At 64.4% G+C, this 5,655-nt stretch carries 4 protein-coding genes; 3 read left to right on the top strand and 1 reads right to left on the bottom strand.

The annotated features are described in order from the left end of the window. The 3 genes from EOA28_RS22865 to otsB form a co-directional block, all read left to right on the top strand. Positions 1-2,058: amylo-alpha-1,6-glucosidase (locus EOA28_RS22865; protein ID WP_128315298.1), on the top strand; the 2,058-nt coding region annotated here is incomplete at its 5' end. A gap of 148 nt (positions 2,059-2,206) precedes the next feature. Continuing rightward, on the top strand, positions 2,207-4,000 hold the full coding sequence (locus EOA28_RS22860; protein ID WP_127385998.1) for a trehalose-6-phosphate synthase: 1,794 nt from the start codon (positions 2,207-2,209) through the stop codon (positions 3,998-4,000). Beyond that, positions 3,997-4,779 carry a trehalose-phosphatase gene (gene otsB, locus EOA28_RS22855; RefSeq protein WP_128315297.1) on the top strand — a complete coding sequence of 261 codons (783 nt, stop codon included), beginning with the start codon at positions 3,997-3,999 and terminating at the stop codon, positions 4,777-4,779. Before EOA28_RS22860 ends, otsB begins: the two co-directional genes overlap by 4 nt. A gap of 20 nt (positions 4,780-4,799) precedes the next feature. On the opposite strand, the gene EOA28_RS22850 is transcribed toward otsB, so the two are convergent. Next, the gene (locus tag EOA28_RS22850) at positions 4,800-5,543 is read right to left on the bottom strand and encodes an ATP-binding cassette domain-containing protein (RefSeq protein WP_127252440.1); all 744 of its coding nucleotides are present in this window, start codon (positions 5,541-5,543) and stop codon (positions 4,800-4,802) included. Between the last annotated feature and the right edge of the window lie 112 nt (positions 5,544-5,655).

Below are 5,655 nucleotides of genomic sequence, written 5' to 3'. Positions count from 1 at the left end.
GATTGTTTCGCCGTCGCCGACGCCTATGGCGACATCAGAGGCTCGGGCGACGGGTTCTTCCGCGACGACACGCGCGTGCTCTCCGAATTCCGGCTGACCGTCGGCGGCAGGCCGATGTCGCTGCTCGGCGCTTCACTCAGCCAGGACAATGTGCTGTTCACGTCCAACCTGACCAACCTGCCGATCCAGAGCGCCGTTGGCCGCGACATCCCACAAGGCGCGATCCATATCGAACGGGTCAGGCTGATCTGGCAGGACCGGTTGTTCGAGCGGATCACGCTTTCCAACTACAGCCGCGAGCATTCGACCATCACCGTCTCGCTGCATTTCGCCGCCGATTTTCGCGACATGTTCGAGGTGCGTGGTTCGACGCGGGTGAAGCGCGGCACGACGCATTTGGCGAAGACCGACAAGGAGTCCGTCATGCTCGGCTATGATGGGCTTGACGGGCTGCCCCGCCTGTCGGCGATCTCGTTCTCGCAGGCGCCCGACCAACTGAGCGACAACCGTGCGGATTTCCTCATCGCGGTGACCAAGCGCAGCCAGAAAGTGCTCTATATCGAAGTCGGACCGGAAGTCTCCGAGGCTCCCAGTCGCGACCGTTTCCGCGCCGCGGCGGCACGAGCTCGCTTCGGCATGCGTGCCAAGCGGCGTCATGGCGCTACGGTGCACAGTTCGGGCCGCGTCTTCAACGACTGGGTCGAGCGTGCCCGCGCCGACGTGGCACTGCTCACCACCGAGCTTCCGACCGGGCCCTATCCCTATGCCGGCATCCCCTGGTTCTCGACGGCGTTCGGCCGCGACGGGGTGATCTCCAGCCTGCAGATGCTTTGGCTCAATCCGGGCCTGGCGCGCGGCGTGCTGGCATTTCTGGCCGAGCACCAGGCGACCGAAACGTCGCCTTTTTCGGATTCCCAGCCGGGCAAGATCATGCATGAGACGCGCAAGGGTGAGATGGCGGCGCTGCGCGAGCTTCCGTTCGGGCGCTACTATGGCGGTGTCGATACCACGCCGCTCTATATCCATCTGGCTTCGGCCTATGCCGACCGCACCGGGGACATGGCCTTCATCGACAAATTGTGGCCTTCGCTCAAGGCCGCCGCAGAATGGACGGAGGAGGCGAGCCGCGCCACCGGCTTCGTCACCTACCAGCGCGCCGCCGAGTCCGGTCTCGCCAACCAGGGCTGGAAGGACAGCTTCGATTCGGTGTTCCACGCCGACGGCCGCATTCCAAAAGGGCCGATCGCGCTGGTCGAGGTGCAGGGCTACGTCTTCGCCGCCTTCCGGGGCCTGGCGGCGCTGGCGCGCCGCCGCGGCGAATTCGCCGATGCCGAGCACTGGGAGAACCGCGCCGAGCAAATGCGAGTCGCCGTGGAACGCGATTTCTGGCAGGACGACATGAATTTCTACGCCCTGGCCATTGATGGCGAGGGCCAGCCCTGCAAGGTGCGAACGTCGAATGCCGGGCACCTGCTGTTCGTCGGGCTGCCGCAACCGGAGCGGGCCAGGCTGGTCGCCGACCAATTGCTGTCGGCGTCCTTCCATTCCGGCTGGGGGCTGAGGACGCTTGCCGACGACGCGGTATTCTTCAACCCGATGTCCTACCATAACGGCTCGATCTGGCCGCATGACACAGCACTTTGCGGCGTAGGTCTCGCCCGTTACGGCGAACGCGACAGCGTGGTGCGGCTGATGAGCGGCACGTTCGAGTCCGCCGTGCATTTCAACATGCGGCTGCCGGAACTGTTCTGCGGCTTCGCCAGGGCTCCGGGTGAGGCGCCCATCGCCTATCCCGTGGCCTGCCTGCCACAGGCTTGGTCGGCCGGTTCCACCTTCATGTTGATGCAGGCGTGCCTTGGGCTCGAAATCGATGGCTGGGAGGGCGAATTGCATGTCACGCGGCCTAGGCTCCCGATCGGCATCGACACGCTCACGCTCCGGCATCTGACGGTCGGCGACAAAGCGGTCGACCTCACCTTCCAAAGGGTCGGCGACCGCGTTGCCGCCTTCTTGCCTGACCGGCATGAAGGTCAGGTACCGCTCATAGTGCGCACGTAAATAAAGCACCGCAACCCCGCGTCCAACAATCGAAAAGTGTCGGAACTGATCGCTGGTTCATGCGTTGCAGACCTAAGCCGGTCTGCCCGTCCGCGGCCGGCACGAACGAAAACAATGAACGGACGGCCGGAGGCAACCTGGCATTTCAATGACACAATACGGCGCCGACCTGCTACTGGTCCTTATTCTCGCAAGCCTCGGACTGTCCGCATTAGCGATTATCATTTCAATATCCCGACACCGTCGCAATAACCCGATGGCGTCGGCCGTGCCGGGTTCCGGCGACGACTCCGCCACCGAAGCCGCGCGCAAGGTGCTGCGCGAATTCGAGAAGAACGGGCAGTCGGTCGATGCCGCTCTGGTCTCATGGTCGCCCGACACCCTGCGCAAGATCCTTGCCGACGAATTGCCGGAAGCGCAGGTGATCGTCGTCTCCAATCGCGAACCGTATATCCACAACGAGACCAGAGACGGCGGCGTCGAGCTCGTTATCCCAGCAAGCGGTCTGGTCTCGGCGCTGGAGCCGATCACGCGCGCCTGCGCCGGCACCTGGATCGCCTATGGCGGCGGCAGCGCAGACCGCCGGATGGTCGACAAGGGCGACCGGGTTCAGGTCCCGCCCGGTAATCCGTCCTATACGCTGCGGCGGGTATGGCTGAGCGACGACGAATATCAGGGTTACTATCTCGGCTTCGCCAATGAAGGCCTGTGGCCGCTCTGCCATATCGCCTTCACACGGCCGACCTTTCGCGAGTCGGACTGGGAGGCCTATGAAGCCGTCAACCGCAAATTCGCCGAAACGGTGGTTGCCGAGGCGCGCAACGAGCGGCCGATCGTGCTGGTCCAGGATTATCACTTCGCGCTTTTGCCCCGCATGATCCGCGAGCGGTTGCCGGAGGCGATCGTCATCACCTTCTGGCACATTCCCTGGCCGAACTCGGAGGTGTTCAGCATCTGTCCCTGGCGCGAACGCATCCTGGACGGCCTGCTCGGCAGTTCGATCGTCGGTTTCCACACCCAGTTCCACGCCAACAATTTCACCGAGAGCGTCGACCGCTTCATGGAAAGCCGCATCGAGCGAGCCGATGCCGCCATTTCCTATGGCGGCCAGGTGACGCTGGTGCATTCCTATCCGATTTCGATCGAATGGCCGGTCGAGCTCCTGAAAGCCCTGCCCAGCGTCGAGGAAAGCCGGGCGCGCGTCCGCAAGCGGTTCAGAATTCCAGCCGGCGCCAAGCTGTGCGTCGGCGTCGAGCGGCTCGACTACACCAAGGGTATTCTCGATCGCTTCCGTGCACTGGAGGAGCTGTTTATTCGTCATCCCGAAATGGTAGGCAATGTTGCATTCCTGCAGATCGCGGCGCCGAGCCGCGGCACGCTGCCGGCCTACAAGCATCTGCATGAGGAATGCCTGCGCTACGCGGAGGAGATCAATCAGCGCTTCGGCAGCGAATCCTACCGGCCGGTCGTCATGGTGGCCGAGCACCATTCGCAAGCGGCGGTCTATGAACTCTATCGCGCGGCCGACATTTGCCTTGTCACCAGCCTGCATGACGGCATGAACCTGGTCGCCAAGGAGTTCGTCGCGTCGCGCGACGACGAGCAGGGCGTGCTTTTGCTCAGCACCTTCGCCGGCGCCTCGCGCGAGCTGCTGGAGGCGCTGATCGTCAATCCTTACGACGCGGCGATGATGAGCGAGGCGATGCTGCAGGCGCTGACCATGGGACCGGACGAGCAGCACGAGCGCATGCGGCGCATGCGCGACATCGTGCGCGACAACAATGTCTATCGCTGGGCCGGCAGCATGCTGCTCGACGCGGCGCGGCTGAGGAAGCGCGGCGACCTGGATCGGGTCACCGCCTTATACGAGCGGCCGGCAGGCCCCACCGGCGACAATGTCGTGTCCATGTTCGAACGCAAACAGGCAGTGGGATTTAGATGAACATCCAGGCAGACCTTACCCCGCCGCTTCCCGCGGGACGGTGGGCGCTTTTCCTCGACATCGACGGCACCTTGCTGGAGCACGCGGCGCATCCCGACGCCGTCTCGGTCAGCGAGGAGTTGCGCGTTCTTCTGCAGACGATCGAGCGGCGCCTGGACGGCGCGCTCGCCTTCATCACCGGCCGCTCGATCGCGGCCGTGGACCATCTGTTCGATCCGTTGAAGCTCAGGATCGCCGGCCTCTACGGGCTGGAGCACAGGCTTCTCCCGGACGGACCGATCGAGGCCGCGGACGAACCGGCGGATATGGCGGCGCTTGCCGACGAGATTGAACTCGAGCTGGCAAGCCAGGCCGTCTATGTCGAGCGCAAGGGCCCGGTGCTCGCCGTCCATACGCGCGCCGCGCCGCATCTGCTTGCGCGGGCGACGAAGCTCGTCGAGCAGGCTCTGGACCGGCTGCCGAAGGGATATCGTGTGATCGCCGGCAATGCCGGGGTCGAGCTGATGCCGCTCGAGGCGGCCAAGGGCGCCGCGATCCGGCGCTTCTTGCAGCTCGATCCCTTCACCGGCAGGCGTCCGGTGTTCCTCGGCGACGACACATCCGACGAGAATGGCTTCGAGACGGTCAATGCCGCGGGCGGAATCTCGATCCGCGTGAAGCCGCAGGGCGAGACGGCCGCCCGCTTCGCCATCGAAGACGTGGCTGGCGCCATCGCTTGGCTCGAAGCCGCTTTTGCGGAGCCTGCCGCGCAGGCGTCCAGCCGCAATCTCGTTGCCTAAACCGGCCAGGTGCTCCGCAGCTACTGCTGCTGCAGGCCCGTGATCATGGCGATGATCTCGTTCTTGTCGGTCTTCCTGGTCTCGCGCACGCCAATCTGCTTGCCGCGCCTCAGGACGCAGATGCGGTCCGACAGCTTGAACACCTGGTCGAGGCTGTGGCTGATGATCAGGATGCCGACATTGCGCTGCTTGAGCGACTGAACGATCGTCTCCACCCTGGCGGTCTCGGCAACGCCGAGCGCGGCTGTCGGCTCGTCGAGCAGGATCAGCTTGCTCGCCCAGTGCGTCGCCCTGGCGATCGCGACGCCCTGCCGCTGGCCGCCGGAAAGATCGCGGATGGTGGCGTGCGCGGAAGGAATGCGCACGTCGAGCTCCTTCACCAGTTTTTCCGTCTCGTCGATCATGCGGCGGCGGTCGAGCAGGCCGAAGCGGTTCAGCGGCTCGCGGCCGAGGAACATGTTCATATAGACCGTCTGCTGGTCGGCCAAAGCGAGATCCTGGTAGACAACCTCGATGCCATGCGCGCGCCCCATCGTCGCGTTCGACATCGTCACCGGCTTGCCCTCGATCGTGATCGTGCCGGAGGAGGGCGGATGCACGCCGGAGATAATCTTGACCAGCGTCGACTTGCCGGCGCCGTTGTCGCCGACAAGCGCCACGATCTCGCCGGGAAAGACCTCGAGCGAGAAGTTCTCGATCGCGGTGAGGCCGCCGAAATGCTTGCGGATGTCCTGAAGCTGAAGGATGGGGGCGCTCGCATTCATGGTTTTCTCCTAGACGGGCCAGGCATAGGGCTCGCCAAAACCGTTCTCGATCGTTTCAACTACGGGCTTGCCCTTCGAAACGCCGGAGACGCCGACGACATAGGCGCGGGTG

The organism is Mesorhizobium sp. M2A.F.Ca.ET.067.02.1.1 (assembly GCF_004023285.1).
In the GTDB taxonomy this organism is placed as follows: Bacteria; Pseudomonadota; Alphaproteobacteria; order Rhizobiales; family Rhizobiaceae; genus Mesorhizobium.
The sequence above is the reverse complement of the archived record's forward strand: the minus strand, read 5'-3'. Positions and strand labels throughout refer to the sequence as shown.